The organism is Staphylococcus saprophyticus subsp. saprophyticus ATCC 15305 = NCTC 7292, from assembly GCF_000010125.1.
GTDB classification, from domain to species: Bacteria; Bacillota; Bacilli; order Staphylococcales; family Staphylococcaceae; genus Staphylococcus; species Staphylococcus saprophyticus.
Genome location: NC_007350.1, coordinates 2236912 through 2255651, shown reverse-complemented (window position 1 = coordinate 2255651; position 18740 = coordinate 2236912). Strand labels below are relative to the sequence as shown.

The following is an 18740-nucleotide window of genomic DNA, read 5'->3' as shown; positions in this document are numbered from 1 at the left end:
TTTATAAATATCATTGGCATATCTCTTGAAAGAGTGGTTGGATTTATATGAAATCAACGTATTTTGTAATGAAAGAACAATTGACTAATTTATATTTAATAAGAAGATTAGCTGAATTTCAGTTAAGAATTTCTAATAAGAACAATTATTTAGGCATGGCATGGGAATTAATTAATCCGATTATGCAAATTGCGGTTTTTTGGTTTATCTTTGGTTTGGCACTTAGAAGTAATAAGATGATGGAAGGTGTTCCATTTATTTACTGGCTAATTGTTGGTATTAGTATGTGGTTTTTTATAAACGAAGGTGTCTTAGAAGGTAGTAAATCTATCATATCAAAGTTTAATCAAGTAGCTAAAATGAATTTTCCACTTTCGATAATTCCAAGTTATGTCGTTTTCAGTAAATTTTATGGGCATCTATTTTTATTAATCATTGTTATGATTATTTGTTTTATTGGAGGATATCATCCCTCTATATATACGTTACAATTACTTCTATACTTAGTTTATGCACTTATTTTAACAAATGCTATTGCATTAGTAGCATCCACATTAAGTATATTAGTTCGAGACATCCATTTAATTTTACAAGCTTTAATGAGAATGGTTTTCTTTGTTTCTTCGATATTATATTTACCTAATAACGACATAGTGATGTTCGTTATGAAATTAAATCCCATTTATTTTCTAGCAGAAGGATATAGAGCAGCAATATTACATCATGAATGGTATTTTATTACCCACTGGCATTTAACAATATATAATATTGTGCTTGTTATTTTGCTTTATATATTGGGTTCAATCATACATATGCATTTTAGAGATAGATTTGCTGATTTTATGTAATTAATAATGAAATGGATTATAAAATTTTAAATAAACACCCCTAAAGTTGATATGATTTTCAACTTTAGGGGTGTTTCGTCATTAAAACTTAATTGAGTTTATTTTTATTTAATTGGCTCCATGCCTTGTTTCCAAGAAGGATAAATCAGTTTACTGCCATGATCTCGGAATTTAGCATTAGAAGCACCTCTTTCATGAGCTTCAGCTGGTTGGATATTGAGTTGTGGATTAACGTTTAATAAATCAGCGTACCATGCTGCCCAAACATCTCCTTTAACTGGTTCATCATCCGCTACATTATAGATGCCTGATTCAAAGTTAAGTGCCTGAATCGCAACTTCAACAGCATCATCGATATGGATAAATGATTGAACGCCATCTGTCATTGTGACAGTATCTTCTTTAAATGAGTTATAAATCATACCATCTTTGCCATACCATGTGCCTGGTCCATAAAGTAAGCCATAACGAAGCACAACACTATTTTCGATACGTGCAGTTTCAGTTTCTAAAACTTCTACGCCATCCACTGTAATCTTACGGTCGCCAGTTGATTGAGTATCCAGTGGTGTCTCCTCTGTAGCTAGAGTATCGCCACCTTCATAAGTAAAGGCAATACTTTGGGATTGCATTTGTTTTACATTGTTTTTTAACGCTGCTTCAACAAGGTTTTTCGTACCTTCAATTCTTACTTTTATATTTGCGGACATGTCTACATTTTTTAAATCTGTAATTCCATTCATGATAATGTCTGGTTTATAATCTGAAATTGCAGCTTCGACAGTATCATATTTTAAAATATCTCCAATGTAAGCTTCGACGCCTGCATCTACAAGTTTCGCTTTACCTTGTTGCGAAGTTGTAAAGCCAGCGACCTCATAGCCTTCTTGTAATAATCTTTGTGTTAATTTAGTGCCGATTAATCCAGTAGCACCTGTTACGAATAATTTTGTGATAGTAAAGTCCTCCAATTTTTTGCTTTCTATAATTATTTTCCGTTTTAGGTATATCAAACGTAATAAATGTGAACATTCATTGGAGTTTTCATAGAGTGATTATATTTTCAACGAATTTAAGGATATAGTATGATACTTATATTAAATAAATATCGATATAAGGAAGTTATATATGAAATCAATTCTACTAATAGGTCAATCAAATATGGCGGGACGTGGATTTATAGATGAAGTACCGCCCATCATTGATGAACGGATGATGATGTTAAGAAATGGTAAGTGGCAAATGATGGAGGAGCCGATTCACAGTGATCGCTCAGTCGCTGGCATTGGTCCGGCTGCTTCTTTTGCAAAATTGTGGTTGGATAAACACCCAAATGAAACGATTGGTTTAATTCCGTGCGCTGACGGTGGTACAACGATTGATGATTGGGCACCGGATCAAATACTGACACGACACGCACTTGCAGAGGCGACATTTGCTCAAGAAACGAGTGAAATCATTGGGATATTGTGGCATCAAGGTGAGAGTGATAGCTTAAATCAACGCTACCAAGACTATGACAAGAAATTGAAAACGTTGATCAATTATTTTAGAGAACAGTTAAATATTCCTGAAGTACCATTTATTGTCGGATTATTACCTGACTTTTTAGGCAAAGCAGCATTTGGTCAAAGTGCAGTAGAATATGCACAAATCAATGAGGCACTCAAACGTGTTACGCAATTAACAACAAATTCTTATTACGTCACGGCACAAGATATTACGGCTAATCCAGATGCTATTCATATCAATGCCAACTCACAACGCTTATTGGGCATGCGTTATTTTGCCGCTTTCTCGAGACAAACACACATCAATCAGCCATTACCGGAAGAAAAAGAGGCAGAGACTATACTCTATAAAACGCAATATACGAAAAATGAACAGATGTATATGCTTGTTTCGAAGTTTTCAAAGAATGAAATCACATATGAAGCATTTATTGAGGGCATGGGTAAACTTCAGTCATAATGCATTTCCTGGGAAATGATCTAATTCTAAGGCTTCACAGATTAAAATCACTAACTTATTTCCGTTTAGGGTAAATAGAGTAGTGGATAATAATCTAGTGAGGTGAAGAAAATGTATAATATTTCAATCAAACGTGTAGTAATCACTGGTGTTATTGGTGGACTGTTAGCTGGTGCTGTAAAAATGGGCTGGGAAGGTTTGGTACCGCCACGTACACCTGAACGAGATGAAGAACCACCGCCTGTCACAATGATGAAGGTATTCAATGTACCAGATAAAATACGGCATGCATCATATGTATATAATGATAATGAAGTGCCATTAGCGGTGATGGGTATCCATTATGGATTTTCTGTAACAAATGCGACACTGTATGCGTTATTAAGCGAGCAATCTGAATCTGTTACGGCTTGGAAAGGTGGCTTGTTTGGCATAGGTGTGCATGTGTTATTCCATGAATTTGTCTTACCGAAACTTAAACTTACGCCAGAACGTGACGAACTGCCACCCGAAGAACATTTCTCCGAATTGCTAGGTCATATGGTATGGATGTATACAATTGACTTGGTGAGAACATCAGTAAAATAATTTAAAATATAAAACAACGTCCCCCTTAATGAGACACGATTACGTGCATGTTTAAGGGGGATATTATTTGTGAAATCAATCGATGCGTCCGTTCGTAATTGTTGTAAGGCCTTCGTTAATGTCAAAATATTTAGCATTAACTTTTGAAACACCCATTGAGTTTAAACGAGTACGATGCCTGTTTAAATATTGTTGTGCATTGTCGTAAGTATCAAAAGCGTAAATACCACCAGCTTCTTGTTCAGATTCATTTTCTGTCCAAATTTTCCACAAAAATCCTGGTTCATCATTAATTGACTTTGCTAAATCTTCAAATTGTTGTGCCATGGCTTCTCCAAAAGGACCTTCTAATGGAAAATCAACTTGTAAAATAGTGACCATACTTCAACATCATTCCAATGGTTATATTTATAGGTCTATCATACGCGCAATTTTAAAAGGAAGGTACCGACAAACATTGAAAAGTGTTGGATAAATCTTATCCATGTTCATTGGATAACAAGCATTGTGAGATAGTGGCTTTGGATTTAATTCACGAATAAAAGGGAACATAAAGTGTAGTAAGCAAATGTGAGGAGGAAAATAATGGATTATACACAATTAGGTAATTCAGGATTATCAGTATCTAAATATGCACTAGGCAGTATTCCATTTACAGGTACAAATGGATTTGAAAATGCAGGCGGTATGTCTCAAGACATGACCAATCATATGATTGATTATGCTTTAGATCAAGGTATCAATCAGTTTGATACTGCGAATTTGTATTCTAAAGGCGATTCCGAGATTGCATTAGGCAAAGCGATTAGAGATAAACGACATCAGATGGTGATTAGTAGTAAGACTGGATTTCAATTAACGGATAATCCTAACGATGGTGGTGCAGGGCGTGTAAATATTGAGCATTCTATAGATGAATCCTTACAGCGCTTGAACACGGACTACATTGATTTGTATTATACACATTTATGGGATGGTCAGACACCTGTAGAAGAGACGATTCAAGTGATGAATGATTTAATTCAAAAAGGTAAGATTCGTTATTGGGGTGTATCTAATTATAGCGGATGGGCTTTAGCGAAGACGCACACCTTGGCAGTTGCAAATCATATGGCGCCACCTATTGCGCAACAAATATATTACACACCTGAATCTAGAGAAGCGGAATACGAGTTACTACCAGCCGGTAAGGAATTAGGTGTCGGTAACAGTATTTGGTCTCCGTTAGGTGAAGGGCTTTTAACTGGAAAGATTAACCGACAACAGGCTGGTGAACCGGGTACTAGACAAGGTGACGGTTGGGCAGAACCATACGTCAAAGATACAGCGTTATTTTATGATTTGATAGATACGTTACAAGAAATTGCAACGCAACATCAAGTGTCAGTTGCTCAAGTCACTTTGGCATGGTTAAGAGATCGACCTAATGTTGATTCGCTTGTATTAGCTGCGAGAACGAAAGCGCAGTTGCAAGATAATATTGCTTCTTATAATTTACAGCTGACAAGCAATGAAATTAAGACAATTACGGAATTAACTACACCAGAACCGATTTATCCATTATGGCATCGCGCGATGAACGCTTATGACAAAGCTTCTGATTCTGAAAAGACTTATTTAGAAGAATATAATCGTTTGATGGAAAGAAAAGACACGTTGCTGTAATTTGAAGTATTTGTCATTTTTAAAGCGATTGAACATAAAGTAAACTAAAAAAACTGTCAACAAAGTCTGAGACTTTATCGACAGTCTTAAGCAATTATCTTTATTTTGATAATTGCTTTTTTAGCGTTAAAACAAACCAATAATAGCATTCAAGAGTAGTACCATAATCAGACCACAAATACCGACAATGGATTGTACAATCGTAATCGTTTTAAATGTTTCTCCCATAGACATACCAAAGGATTCTTTGACTAACCAGAAGCCACCATGATTTACGTAGTTAAAGAATAAAGAGCCAGAACCAATAGCGATCGTTAATAATTCTTTATTGATACTTGGATCTGCTTGAATCAATGGGTAAAGTAAATTGGTTGCGCCAACAATACCAACGGTTGCGGAACCTGTTGATATAGATAATAATGCAGCAACGACCCATCCCATTAATAATGCAGATAATGAGAAATTGTCTGCAAGGTGAACAATTGCCGTACCTACGCCAGAATCTTCAAGGACTTGACCGAATGCGCCACCACCCGCAATGATTAGCATGATACCGGCGATAGGTTTCAAACTACTACCTAAAGCATCTCGAATTTTTTGTGTGTCGCGATGTTTTAAATAGCCGAGAACGATAATGGCATAAAGGACACCCACAAACATAGCGATGATTGGGCTTCCGAAGAATTCGAAAATCTTGTATTGTAATGTTTTTTCTCCAAAAAAGATACCAGCAATGGCATGTAATAACATCATAATCACTGGAACTAATATAGTAGAAAAGGCTATGAATGTTGATGGTGCTTGAGTGTTTTCGTTGTTGTCATTCGTATATTGATTTAACAAATCTTGATTTGGCTTCACAGATAATCGTGGTGTAATAAATTTACCGTAAAGTGGACCAGCAATGATAATGGTTGGAATTGCACATATGACACCAAGTACCATAGTTATCCCGATATTCGCACCAAACTGATTCACTGAAATTAGTGGTCCAGGGTGTGGTGGCACCATACCATGCATCGTTGCTAATGCCGCTATAACAGGCACACCGATGGCTACATAGGCTGATCCTTTCATTTTATGTTCATCTTCTAATTTTTTAGCAATTGTAAAAATCAGTGGCAGTAGCATAATTAAACCAACTTCGAAAAACATTGGAATCCCAATAATAAACGCAGCTAACGCCATCATCCATGGTAATTTTTTGTAAGACGCATTGTGTAGTATCGAAGATGCAATTTTGTCGCTGGCACCTGAATCAGAAAGTATCTTACCTAGCATGGCACCTAACGCGATGGTTACGCCCGTTTCACCGAGTGTTGAACCAGCCCCAGTTTCTATAGATTTAACAATTTTATCAATGTCTAATCCAGAAGTGAAACCGACAAAGATTGCGGTTAGTAGTAATGCAAGTAGTGGATGGAATTTTAATTTTGAAGTGATTAAAAAGATGAGAAATAAAATACTTATCACTGTAATAATCAATAGTTGATAGTCTTGTGTTGTCACTTGAAGCTCCCCCTTATGTATAGTATCGATATAGAACGATTTGTGTTTATCGATAAAATATGATTTATTAAAAAAATTAATTCAGACTATGAGATTCATTTTAAAACAAATTAATCATAATGACAATAAACCGCTTTCATTATAATAATAGGAAAGGTGAATGAGTTGATTAAATATCTTATATATTCTTGCAATTATATATATTTGGTGTATGATTAAAGTGAATTATTACACTTTTGTCAATAGGGAAATACAGACTAAGGGGTGATTTAGAAATAATTCATTTATTTTCTTATAGAAATCGTATCCATTGTATGTGTCTATATCATATGTAAATGTAACTTTGCTTAGGGTTTCTTTCTCGTAATATGAAAGTTAACTTGCTAATAGGGATGAATTGATGTACTAGTGTTTGAATGCATTATGTATTGCTCATGTTTCGCCAAAAGGGATTCAAAAAATGAGGAGTGATTTATTATGCGTAAAGTAGGAAAATTACTTTCAGCAACCGTCGTTGTATCGACGCTTGTTGTCGGATCTTCAGCAGCTTATATTTCAACGAATAGTACGGATACACAAGCAGCAGAGCAAGTACAAAAATGGGGCCATGGTGAAGGTGGCGCAAGCGGTGCAAGTGCCCAAGGTACTGCAGATTTAAAAGCACAAACACCTTGGTATAACTATGAAGGTTATACGACTTATGATCCGTCCTTCACACAAGATTATAACTTCGTGCGTGCATTAAAATATGACAACGTTTCAATTGATGGTTATAAAGTAGATACAGATGCTAAGAAAGAGTTTGACCATAATAAGAAAGTTTATGATACGACAGTAGAATTTAATAGTGATAACGAAGTCGTACAAATCACTTTCTTCACGAAACCAGATTCAGTATCTAAAGCGACATTCAAAAAAGCGCATGCATCTAATGAAATTACCGAGGAAGGTAAATTAGGTAATAAAGATGGTTCATATGTCAAATATGCGACGAATGATGGTTTCTATATAGCATTCTTTGATCAAAATGACAGATTAATGGAAGTGACAATCGGACAATAAAAGGTATCTAAACAATGGTTATAATGATTGGAAGTGAGATTAAATGAACAAAGTAGGGAAATTACTTTCAGCAACCGTCGTTGTATCGACGCTTGTTGTCGGATCTTCAGCAGCTTATATTTCAACGAATAACACGGATACGCAAGCAGCAGAGCAAGTACAAAAATGGGGGCATGGTGAGGGTGGCGCTAGTGGTGCAAGTACACAAGGTACAACAGATTTGAAAGCACAAACACCTTGGTATAGCTACGAAGGTTATACGACTTATGATCCGTCCTTCACGCAAGATTATAATTTTGTGCGTGCATTAAAATATGACAATGTGACAATTAATGGCTACAAGGTTAATCCGCATACAGATAGAGAACCTGTTCGCAGTGAACAAGTTTACGATACAACTGTTGATTTCAATAGTAGCGATGAAGTAGTCGGTATTACATTTTTAACAAAACCTAATACAATATCTAAGGATACATTTAAAGAAGCACATGTCTCTAATCAAATTGTTAATAAAGGTGAAGCAGACGAAGGCACATTATTAGAATATCAAACCAATGCAGGTATATACACAGCATATTTTGATAAAAATGATAAATTAATGAAGATAATGATTAATTTTGAAGATTAATGATTGTATCGGAAAGCCCAAGTCATATACGAGTCATTTAAGTATTTGTTTATGAGCGAGATTGAGAAATCAAATGTGAATATTTGGTTTCTTTCTCGCTTTTTATGATTTTCTTAATAAAGATATTAAAGTTATAATTATAAATAGATAAAAATTTTTAAATTTAAAAAAAGGGGATTTTCAATGATAAATCAATATATAAAGAAATGGTTTATTGCGTTTGTTTTGAGTAGTGTGTGTTTAATAGGCTTATCATCGATGCATAATACAACTTTTGCTAAAGATATAGAGCAAATAGAAAATGAATACAATACTAAAGTAGGGATTTATGGGATTAATACGGAAAATGGCAAAGCATATCAACATAATGCGGATGAGCGATTTACTTTTGCGTCAACATATAAAGCTATAGCCAGTGGTATATTATTGAATAAAGTAGCTCCATCAGAATTGAATAAAAAAGTTGAAATCAATGAATCAGAGATTGTGGCAAATTCACCAGTGACTGAACAATACATAGGTAAAACAATGTCATTAAAGGCTTTAATTAAAGCATCTATGTTGCAGAGTGATAACACGGCAAATAATAAAATTATGCAAGAATTGGGTGGCGTCAACGGTTTAAAACATGAGTTGGTGCAATTAGGTGATGATGTTTCGGAACCACAAAGATTGGAGCCAGAATTAAATTATTTTGATCCAAATAGCAAGGCAGACACAACGACACCACGAGCTGCTGCACAAACGCTAAATAGTATTTTAACTAGTAATGAAATGAATGAATCTAACTTATCATTGTTAAAACAAACAATGATAGAAAATAAGACAGGTGATACTTTGATTAAAGCGGGCATGCCTAACAGTTATACAGTTGGTGACAAAAGCGGACAAGCTTTAACATATGCAACACGTAACGATCTTGCTTTTATTTATCCTAAAGGACAGGATAAGCCAATTATTTTAGCAATTTATTCCAAACAAGATCAAAAAGATGCGAAACCTAATGATAAAGTAATTTCAGATTCTGCCAGAGAAGTGATTAAGTATTTAAAGTAGCGCAATAAAGGCGTATAATTATAAGTTAAACAAAGGGTAATTCAGAGGAGATTAAAATGGAAATTAAGCAAATGAAATATTTTGTTGAAGTTGTAAAAAATGGTGGCATGACTCGGGCTTCAAAACATTTATATATTGCACAGTCTACAATTAGTAAAAATATTAAAAGTATTGAAGACGAATTTAATGTCACGTTGTTTGATAGAAGAAAGAAACATATTATTTTAACCGATATCGGTCAAATATTTTACGATAAGTGCGTAGAAGCATTAGCGATATTAGATGATTTATCACTTGAAATGGATGATGTCACAAACATAGAGCGTGGTCATATCAGGCTAGGCGTCTCAGCAATTATGGATGTACGTTTGTTCACAGAAAGTTTGAATCAATTTCACAGTATGTATCCGAATGTGACGTATGAAGTAGTTGAAGGCGGCGGTAAAGCGGTTGAATTTTATTTAAATAATGATGAAATTGACGTTGGTATTACAACATTGCCAGTCGACGATGACATTTATCACGCAGTCCCTTTATATAAGGAGAAATTAATGCTCGTAGTTGATAAAAATTCTAAGTATGCAAAGCAATCCGCCGTATATTTAGGAGATTTGAAGAATGAACGTTTTATCATGTTTCATGATGATTATTATATTAAAGATCAAATTATTGAGAGCTGTCGAAAAGTAGGCTTCCATCCAAAAGTGGTAGCGAAAATGGCACAAATCACGTTTATTGAAAATATGATTTTAGATGGTATCGGAGTGAGTATCTTACCTGAGAGTATTGTGAGTATTTTAAATAAAGATATCACTGGTATCGAAATAACGGGTGCAGATGTGAATTGGAACTTAGGTATCATTTGGAAAAAGGAAAGTTATATCAATTACGTCACGCGCGAATGGATTAACTTTTTAAAAAGTTATAGATAATGCCATATAATTAACGTGATATGAAATCATCCAAAATTACGTATGCTGATAGGGAATTTTCATTATTCCAACTATGTATTTTGCGCATAGGTCGTGGCGTATTATAATAGGGTTTGTAGAGGGTTATGTGCACTGATTACCTAAGCAGACAAATACTTTAACGTAAGTCTTCACGAAGGGTTTATGACGTCAAACAGCATAGATACACAGTATATAAAACAAACGTGATACATGTCAGACTCCATAACTTAAAAAAGATACTAAGTAAGCTTGTAAGCATATGATGAAACGGATGAATGTTGCATGACACAGAGACGGTGTGATGGCATTAAATTTGATATTGCTTTGTAACCCCTTATGCGAAGAAATTATCGAGCTCTGGATAATGTTTGTTAATATCATGTTCACGAAATATAAGTTGAAACCAAATAACCTAAGTTTTCTCCCAAAATTAAAACTTAAACCCCCTCAACCAAAACGATCATTGGTGGCTATGTTTCGATACAATCTTTAGTCTTTAACATGATAGGATCTACAAATGTTATCTTTCATATGTATACAGACAGCTTTTATTTTAATATTTATATGTAAAAAAACAATATTTGGGTATGTGACGGTTACCTATCGAGTTATCGCTACACACATCGATTGATGTCTCATACGTACTTTAACCAAAATGAAGTTAGGCATGTAAATATTTTAAAAACTTATATTTTTGTTGCGATAAAAAAGAAATAACCCTCTAGATATGATAAATATTTCTCAAATAAATGAGCCCATCACTACACTGTCCATGTAGTATTGGGCTCATTTATTTATGAGGGATGTTAGCAATGGTAAACTCAATTATTGATTATGACTTAATGATGGGTGTAGGTGATAGGTATTTTCTATTGGTTCACCTTTAATTACTTTATCTAAGATAGCAACAACTTGTTGTGCAATTTCAGCAGTAGGTACACCAATTGCTTGTACAGGATAATCAATTTTTTTAATTTGTGGAATATTATCGTAAGAGTATATGATTGGCTGTTCATCAGATCCCATAGCGTTGATCGTCCCTACTGTGATATCGTAGCTTCCACATATAACGCCAGGTGCCAACGATGATTCCTGAAGAAAGTGTTTCACTGAGGTCTCGGCTTCAATCGCATTTAATCCGCTCGAATCAATCATACGATATTGGATGTGATGCTGTTCACAATAATTTGCAATGGCATCTTTTTTAGCAATTTGGCGCGCGTCATTGGTGTGAATATCACCGATATAATCTATACGATCAATACCTTTTGCGAGTAATTCCTTAATGGCGATAATCATTGCTTCTGCGTGATTTACATTAACAATTGGATAAGGAATATCACGATCAACGCCATATGCTACGACGGGTACATTGTTGTAAATTTCTGGAGGTAAGTTCGTTGTTTCATCCTCATCAAAAATGATAATGCCATCACAGCCAAATTCGACAAATTTTTTCGAAGCGGCAGCAACATCATCAATCGACACAAACATGACATAACCTAAGGATTTAATGGCTAAATTAATTTCAGTGATGAGGTGAGTTACGGCAACACGGTCGACAGATGGCCATATCAATCCAATCGTACCACTTTTCTTAGAAACGAGTGCTCTTGCGGAGTGATTGGGAATATAATTCATTTCAAGCGCTTTTTGTTGAATCATTTGTTTTGTATTTGGTTTAACAAGTTGGGAATTTTTTAATGCTTTACTAACTGTGGAATAGCTTACGCCACAGGCTTCGGCAACATCTTTTAACGTTACTGCCATAAAATTTCTCCTTGAAATAGATTGATTTAAGTTAGAATTAATTATACCATAGAGGTAAGCGTTACAATATTTTTTTGAACATTAATAACAACGTTGTTATTTTCAAAAAATTAAAATTCTATCAAGGCGATGACAAGATGAAATCCACAGAGACAATGAAAGCAATTCAACAAGGGCAACATATCGCAGTCATGCGTACAGATGATGCAGCATCATTTTTAGATATTGCCAATACGATTATTGATAAAGGGCTAAATATTATTGAAGTGACGTTAACAACGCCGAATGCGATAGATATCATTGCCGAATTATCAAAACGAGATGATGCATTGATTGGAGCGGGGACAGTACTCGATAGTGTTTCTGCACGAACAGCAATTTTAAACGGTGCTCAGTTTATTGTGAGTCCATCTTTTGATAAAGAAACTGCTAAAATTGCTAATCTCTATGCCGTACCATATATTCCAGGATGTATGACAGTAAAAGAAATGGTTGAGTCATTACGCTATGGTTGTGAAGTATTAAAATTATTCCCAGCAACACAATTTTCACCTAAATCTATTAAAGACTTAAAGGGCCACTACCACAAATTGAAATTGTACCTACAGGTGGGGTTGGTAAAGATAACCAAAAAGAATGGTTAGATGCAGGTAGCTTTGCAGTAGGTATAGGTAGTGAAATCACGAAAATCTATCAGCAACAAGGTAAAGCCGCATTAGAGCAATACGTAGCAGAATTAAAAAGCGAGGGATAATTTATGACGGTATATGGATTTGGCGAAGTATTACTGCGCTATACCCCGCCTAATTATGAACAGCTTAAAGATGCCAATACATTGGGGGTAAACGTGGGCGGTGCAGAATTAAATGCACTTGTAACACTAGCTCAATTTGGACACGCAACTGAGATGTTAACGGCCCTACCAAATCATGCTTTAGGGCAATTAGCTTTACAAAAAATGTATCAATCACGCGTTGGAACACAGTTAATACAACATGTAGACGGACGCATGGGAACATATTATATGGAAGAAAGCTTTGGTTTTCGAAGTGGGAAGGTGATTTATGATCGCGAGCATTCAACATTTATTTTAGATGAAGCGACGAGTGCGCTAGATATTGAAACAGAAAATAAAATTCAAAAAGCGTTTAAAAAACTTTCAGAACACAGAACGTCTTTAATTATTGCACATCGATTATCGACGATTAAAGATGTCGACCGTATTATCTTTATTAAAGATGGTCAAATTTTAGAAGAAGGAAGTCATGATGTATTAATGCAGCATGATGGTCAATATAAACAACTATACTTATCTCAATTCTCAGATGTTGAAACGTTTTAAATATAAAGAGAGGACCCATCCATTATTTGTAATGGATGGGTCCTCTCAGACTTTGTTGGCAGTTTTTTATGCACGCTATCCGCGAGTCCAGCCTTAGCCTGTAGTCTGCGGCTAGTGCTATTTCCGCAGTAGTCAGCATAAATCAATTGATAAAAGAGATTAATATGAAATGCTTTCTATGATGAACCTAGATATTCATATCTTATGCATTCACTTTTTATGAAAATATTTCAGTAATTATGCTTCAGCAAAATTACTCAGGATGTGCTTCTGCATGAACCGTAATTAAATGTTTGAAGTGGTTATCGTAAGCTTGCCAATCTATGTTCTTGTTGGTTTGATCAGTGATTAGGACATCAATTGTATCGCTAGAACAAACATTGTAAAGTGCTACTTTATCAAATTTAGAGCTATCAGTGAGCACATAAACGGCTTTAGCTTGTTTCACCATTTGTATTTTAGTAGAAGCAAGTGTGTCATTAAAATGTGTAATCCCTTTTTCTAAATCAATTGCAGGCGTCGCTAAAAATAATTTAGAAGGGTTAAATAATTTTAATGTTTCGTTTGTAATCATGCCATTAAGTAAATAATTATCTTGATATAAAATGCCTCCAGTGACGATAATCTGATTGGCAGTTGATTTTAAAATCGAAGCGATGTGAATGTCGTTCGTGATGATTGTTAAATTACTTTTTTGTGTAAGTGCACGTGCAAAGTGAATGGTCGTCGATCCCGAATCAATGAAGAGGGTGTCTCCATTTTCTACGAATTCCGCTGCTTTAAGACCAATTGCTACTTTTTCATCATAATAACTTGTTTCACGATCATCAAAATTCAATTCATCCCATACTTCTGAATCGTTCAACACGACGCCACCATGCGTGCGCTTGATCTGGTTGTATTGCTCTAACTTATTTAAATCACGACGAATGGTCGCTTCATGTACATTGAATTCAAGCGCTAGATCATGAATGGTCGCTTTTTTATTGGTTTTTAAAAAAGTAATGATAAATTGTTCGCGTTCAGCTGGCAACATCGACGACGCCTCCTAAATGATGATTAAATTTTCAAATAGCTATGCTGTTTCATGTTCGCCACTTTGCATATGCTTTGGCATTTTAATAAAGTAAGTCAGAATCGTACTAATAAAGTATAGAATTGCGAGTACCCAAATGACGCCGATTGCTTGTATGCTGCCAATGAATAAATAGACAATCATGGGTCCGACAAATACAGGTAATCCTGCACCTAAATTAAGTACAGACAAAGCCGCACCCTTATCTTGTTTAACAAGTGATGGGATCAATGCGGATAATGGTACATAAGCAGCGATAAACGCACCCCAACAGAATCCGACTACAGTTAATAGGACAATGTTACCATCTGTCCAAATAGGGACATAACCCATTAATAAAACAGAAATACCGCTGCCAATACCACCGAAATACATGACGGTATTGCGCCAACCAATTTTATCTCCGACGATGCCAAAGATTAAGTTAAAGATGATGTTACCAACGAAAATCGTTGACCATACCGCAAGCCATTTCGAAGTGGGTATGCCAAATGATGAAAGATAGATTGGTAAAAAGACTGGAAAGGCAAACTGTGCTGTCGTATTAATCACACGAACGATACCACCTAATAATACTTTCGGTTCATCTTTCATAATCGTTATGCCTTTAAGTATTTCTTTTAATTTTTCTTTTGAACTTCCTTGATTAGATGGCAATTTGTCTTTGTTCAAGACTAAAGTGAAGAATCCACCGAGTACCACCCAGAATAATGAGCTCCATAATGTATTGATATGGCCTAAATACTCAATTGCCCAAATAGAATAAAGCGCACCTAATACATTTAAGCCACCGGTAAATACAAACCAGAACCAACCTACGGCTGCACCGAGTGTCTTTTGTTCTGAACGGTAAGAAATCCAGACCAAGAAGGAATAAGCAAATAATGGATAACCTAAACCTCTAAGTGCGTATGCAGGTAACATGAGCGCAAGATTTTGTGATGGAATTGCAAATCCGACAAAGAAAATTGTACCAATAATATAGAAGGTTAACCCTAGCATCATTGTTCGTTTACCGCCGAGTGCTTCGGCAAATACACCACTAAGCCAACTTGCTAATGCAACTGTTACGCCATATGCAGAAAAGAGTAAACTTGTTTCTTGAACCGAAAAGCCGTGACCGTGTAGCCATGGACTTAGCCATCCAATTTCTAAACCATCACCCATCATGAAGATGATAATACCAATATAGCCCCATACAATTTGGCGAGGCATGCCTAAAATCGAATTCGAATGATTCATTTATATACCACCTTTTCAGTCATTGTTTACCAATGATATTGTAAATAAGTTTTTTTCCATCCTTTGTGTGCTGCAGTATCATCCATGGCTTCTTTTAAATCTGAAGTATCATGAATATGATAGTAAGTCTCTGGAATCAATTGTCTCAACGCTTGTTGGTACTGTTTATTACTAAAGGCATGAATGAGTTGCTCGAATTCACGTTTTGTACTACGTGAACTACCCGAAAATGTCAGACCTTTTTCAAGAACATCTCTGGTGTTAATACCAACGCGTTCTTCCGTGACACCCATTAATACAATATGCCCCTGTCTATCGATCAAATCGATGGCTTGGTTAATTGCAGATTCTGAAAATTTACCACCCGTACATTCAAAAACAGTATGTACGCCACGATACTGATTGAAATCGAAGTCAAATACGAGATGTGTTGTGGCAAAGTCTTCAAAGGCAGCTAGTTTTTCTTGAACTGCACCAAATACAATTAAATTTGCTTTATCAATACCATAAATATAATGTAAGGCAGTTGCTGCTAAATAACCGACTGGACCATCTCCAAAGATTGCAACTTGTGGGGACGTTTCAGTTGTTATCTCGTCAAGTTGATTGATTGGAAACAGTGATACTGAACATAACTCAGCAAGTAATGCGACATCTTCATCTAAATCTGTTGGAACTTTTACGACATTATCGCCAGACACCACCATGCGATCTTGGCATATACCATCAAATCCACTGCCCATAAATACGGCGTTTTCATCATAATTATCTTGGAATGAAGTCGTTGGATATGTACCTTTACGTAAGTGAGAAGGGATATTTGGTACAATGACAACTTTATCTCCTTGTTGAAAATCAGGATGTTTAGAATCTTCTACGATACCGATACCTTCGTGAAAGAGTGCCATAGGTAATTTCTTTGCGAGTGCTTCTGGGCGACGATTGCCAGTATAATAACGTAAATCTGCATGGCAGACACTTGCTTTTGTAGGTTTGACGATAATATCTTTCTCTTCGAAATCATGCGTAAGGGTATCTTTTTTGAATACGCCAGGTTCGATTAAGCGAAAAGCGTTCGATTCGATTTTCATATTTGCGCAACTCCTTTATATTTATGTTCATTTATGTTTGTACGGCTAATAGTAAACGCTTACATAATGCTTTGTCAATGATTATAATGCTTTTTTATGTTTCTTTATGTATTTTTATGAATGTTTGTGTTGATTTTTATAACTATCTTCATTATGATTTAGGAAAGCGTTTTCTTATAGTGAACTGGAGGATAAATTATGACTTACAGTATAGGGATAGATTTTGGAACTGGCTCAGGAAGAGTGTTCTTGGTGAACACTGAGAATGGAGAAATCATAGGTCAATATGTACAAACATATGCCCATGGAACAATTGAAGGTGAACTCAATGGACACAAGCTGCCACAAAGTTATGCATTACAAAATGCGAATGATTATATGGAAGTCATTGAAACAGGGATACCAGAAATTTTGGCAAAAACAAATATAGATGCAAAGGATATTGTTGGTATAGGTATAGACTTCACTTCTTCCACAGTCATATTTGTAGATGACCAGATGGAACCAATGCATAACAATCCTAAATTTTATAACAATCCTCATGCTTATGTGAAATTATGGAAGCATCATGGCGCTCAGGCAGAAGCAGATCTATTGTTTAATACTGCGATAGAAGAGAAGAATCGCTGGTTAGGATACTATGGATTTAATGTGAGTAGCGAATGGATGATTCCTAAGATTATGGAAGTGAATGATAAAGCGCCAGAAGTCATGACTGAAACGGCTGATATTATGGAAGCTGGGGATTGGATTGTGAATCGACTTACTGGTGAAAATGTTCGATCTAACTGTGGTTTGGGCTTTAAGTCTTTTTGGGAATCATCTACAGGCTTTCATTATGATTTATTTGATAAAGTGGATGACAATCTATCAGATATTGTACGCACGAAAGTAGAAGCGCCTATCGTCAGTATAGGTGAAAGTGTCGGTACAGTGAGTGCAGAGATGGCACATAAATTAGGACTTTCACCTGAAACGGTAGTAAGTCCGTTCATTATAGATGCGCACTCAAGTTTACTAGGTATTGGTGCTGAAAAAGATAAAGAAATGACAATGGTTATGGGAACAAGCACGTGTCATTTAATGCTGAATAAAGAGCAACATAAAGTACCTGGTATCTCGGGGTCAGTTAAAGGTGCCATTATACCAGATTTATATGCATACGAAGCAGGACAAACAGCAGTTGGTGATTTGTTTGAATATGTAGCTAATCAATCCCCATATGAATATGTAAAAACGGCAGAAGATAGAGGAATTTCAATTTTTGAATTACTTAATGAAAAAGCAAGTCAGCGTTATCCTGGAGAAAGTGGTCTGATCGCTTTGGACTGGCATAATGGGAATCGGAGTGTGTTAAGTGATAGTAATTTGAAAGGGAGTCTATTTGGCTTAAGTTTACAAACGAAACATGAAGATATATATCGTGCATATATGGAAGCAACAGCATTTGGAACAAAAATGATTATGCAACAATATCAAGGTTGGCAAATGGAAGTGGAACGCGTTTTTGCTTGTGGTGGTATACCTAAAAAGAATCATTTATTAATGGAAATTTACGCAAATGTATTGAACAAGAAGATTACAGTTATTGATAGTGAGTATGCACCAGCTATCGGAGCAGCCATTTTAGGTGCGATTTGTGGCGGTGCGCATCCTAATTTTTCTTCAGCTATCCAAGCAATGAAAGAACCTGTTTTATATCAAGTAGAACCAGATCATGCACAGGTCTTAATTTATAAAAAATTATTCAATGCCTATAAAGAATTACATGATTTACTGGGATATAAAAAAGCACGTATTATGCGTAATGTGAGCGCATTAATGTAAGTTTTTATAAGAGTGATATGACTAAAATCAACGACCGCAATCATGAATGGAAAATCATTTTGGTTTGTGCACTGAAAAAGAGGTAATTAAATAATAACGTATTACACTTGAAG

At 35.5% G+C, this 18740-nt stretch carries 17 protein-coding genes and 1 pseudogene; 11 read left to right on the top strand and 7 right to left on the bottom strand.

The annotated features are described in order from the left end of the window. Positions 1 to 47: 47 nt before the first annotated feature. The gene (locus SSP_RS10970; RefSeq protein WP_011303825.1) at positions 48 to 848 is read left to right on the top strand and encodes an ABC transporter permease; all 801 of its coding nucleotides are present in this window, start codon (positions 48 to 50) and stop codon (positions 846 to 848) included. Between the two features lie 104 nt (positions 849 to 952). Here SSP_RS10970 and SSP_RS10965 read toward each other — a convergent pair whose 3' ends face one another. Next, entirely contained in the window at positions 953 to 1804 is an 852-nt protein-coding gene (locus SSP_RS10965) for an NAD-dependent epimerase/dehydratase family protein (protein WP_041784928.1), read from the bottom strand. A 172-nt stretch (positions 1805 to 1976) separates the two neighbouring features. On the opposite strand from SSP_RS10965, the gene SSP_RS10960 reads away from it, so the two are divergent. Together SSP_RS10960 and SSP_RS10955 are read left to right on the top strand one after the other, a co-directional pair. Continuing rightward, complete coding sequence (locus SSP_RS10960; RefSeq protein WP_011303823.1) at positions 1977 to 2819, top strand: sialate O-acetylesterase; 843 nt, start codon at positions 1977 to 1979, stop codon at positions 2817 to 2819. A 111-nt stretch (positions 2820 to 2930) separates the two neighbouring features. After that, positions 2931 to 3407 (top strand): DUF1440 domain-containing protein, encoded by a 477-nt coding sequence (locus tag SSP_RS10955; protein WP_011303822.1) that lies wholly within the window; start codon positions 2931 to 2933, stop codon positions 3405 to 3407. Between the two features lie 75 nt (positions 3408 to 3482). On the opposite strand, the gene SSP_RS10950 is transcribed toward SSP_RS10955, so the two are convergent. Continuing rightward, entirely contained in the window at positions 3483 to 3788 is a 306-nt protein-coding gene (locus SSP_RS10950; protein WP_011303821.1) for a monooxygenase, read from the bottom strand. A 204-nt stretch (positions 3789 to 3992) separates the two neighbouring features. Between SSP_RS10950 and SSP_RS10945 the strand changes: the two genes are divergently transcribed. Beyond that, entirely contained in the window at positions 3993 to 5072 is a 1080-nt protein-coding gene (locus SSP_RS10945) for an aldo/keto reductase (RefSeq protein WP_011303820.1), read from the top strand. 126 nt (positions 5073 to 5198) lie between these two features. Here the strand turns inward: SSP_RS10945 and SSP_RS10940 are convergent, their stop codons facing one another. Beyond that, positions 5199 to 6581: a GntP family permease gene (locus SSP_RS10940; RefSeq protein WP_011303819.1), complete on the bottom strand. Its 1383-nt coding sequence runs from the start codon at positions 6579 to 6581 to the stop codon at positions 5199 to 5201. Positions 6582 to 7058: 477 nt separating this feature from the next. Between SSP_RS10940 and isaB (SSP_RS10935) the strand changes: the two genes are divergently transcribed. From isaB (SSP_RS10935) to cidR, 4 genes are all read left to right on the top strand, one after another. Continuing rightward, positions 7059 to 7643 carry an immunodominant staphylococcal antigen IsaB family protein gene (gene isaB / locus SSP_RS10935; RefSeq protein ID WP_011303818.1) on the top strand — a complete coding sequence of 195 codons (585 nt, stop codon included), beginning with the start codon at positions 7059 to 7061 and terminating at the stop codon, positions 7641 to 7643. Between the two features lie 43 nt (positions 7644 to 7686). Continuing rightward, entirely contained in the window at positions 7687 to 8271 is a 585-nt protein-coding gene (gene isaB / locus SSP_RS10930) for an immunodominant staphylococcal antigen IsaB family protein (RefSeq protein WP_011303817.1), read from the top strand. Between the two features lie 183 nt (positions 8272 to 8454). After that, entirely contained in the window at positions 8455 to 9327 is an 873-nt protein-coding gene (gene bla, locus SSP_RS10925) for a class A beta-lactamase (protein WP_011303816.1), read from the top strand. 56 nt (positions 9328 to 9383) lie between these two features. Beyond that, complete coding sequence (gene cidR / locus SSP_RS10920) at positions 9384 to 10259, top strand: cidABC operon transcriptional activator CidR (RefSeq protein ID WP_002484126.1); 876 nt, start codon at positions 9384 to 9386, stop codon at positions 10257 to 10259. 846 nt (positions 10260 to 11105) lie between these two features. Here the strand turns inward: cidR and SSP_RS10915 are convergent. Further along, positions 11106 to 12050 carry a LacI family DNA-binding transcriptional regulator gene (locus SSP_RS10915; protein ID WP_011303815.1) on the bottom strand — a complete coding sequence of 315 codons (945 nt, stop codon included), beginning with the start codon at positions 12048 to 12050 and terminating at the stop codon, positions 11106 to 11108. A 137-nt stretch (positions 12051 to 12187) separates the two neighbouring features. Between SSP_RS10915 and eda the strand changes: the two are divergent. Both eda and SSP_RS13235 read left to right on the top strand, forming a co-directional pair. Further along, positions 12188 to 12804, top strand: a pseudogene (eda, locus tag SSP_RS10910) (bifunctional 4-hydroxy-2-oxoglutarate aldolase/2-dehydro-3-deoxy-phosphogluconate aldolase). 3 nt (positions 12805 to 12807) lie between these two features. Then, the gene (locus tag SSP_RS13235) at positions 12808 to 13392 is read left to right on the top strand and encodes a PfkB family carbohydrate kinase (protein ID WP_011303813.1); all 585 of its coding nucleotides are present in this window, start codon (positions 12808 to 12810) and stop codon (positions 13390 to 13392) included. Positions 13393 to 13645: 253 nt separating this feature from the next. Here the strand turns inward: SSP_RS13235 and SSP_RS10900 are convergent, their stop codons facing one another. From SSP_RS10900 to SSP_RS10890, 3 genes are read right to left on the bottom strand one after another with little or no spacing between them, the layout of a single operon-like run. Continuing rightward, entirely contained in the window at positions 13646 to 14428 is a 783-nt protein-coding gene (locus SSP_RS10900) for a DeoR/GlpR family DNA-binding transcription regulator (protein WP_011303812.1), read from the bottom strand. 39 nt (positions 14429 to 14467) lie between these two features. Further along, positions 14468 to 15709: an MFS transporter gene (locus SSP_RS10895; RefSeq protein ID WP_011303811.1), complete on the bottom strand. Its 1242-nt coding sequence runs from the start codon at positions 15707 to 15709 to the stop codon at positions 14468 to 14470. A gap of 26 nt (positions 15710 to 15735) precedes the next feature. Beyond that, positions 15736 to 16800 carry an alcohol dehydrogenase catalytic domain-containing protein gene (locus tag SSP_RS10890; protein WP_011303810.1) on the bottom strand — a complete coding sequence of 355 codons (1065 nt, stop codon included), beginning with the start codon at positions 16798 to 16800 and terminating at the stop codon, positions 15736 to 15738. 198 nt (positions 16801 to 16998) lie between these two features. Between SSP_RS10890 and SSP_RS10885 the strand changes: the two genes are divergently transcribed. Further along, on the top strand, positions 16999 to 18627 hold the full coding sequence (locus SSP_RS10885) for a ribulokinase (protein ID WP_011303809.1): 1629 nt from the start codon (positions 16999 to 17001) through the stop codon (positions 18625 to 18627). Positions 18628 to 18740 lie beyond the last annotated feature (113 nt).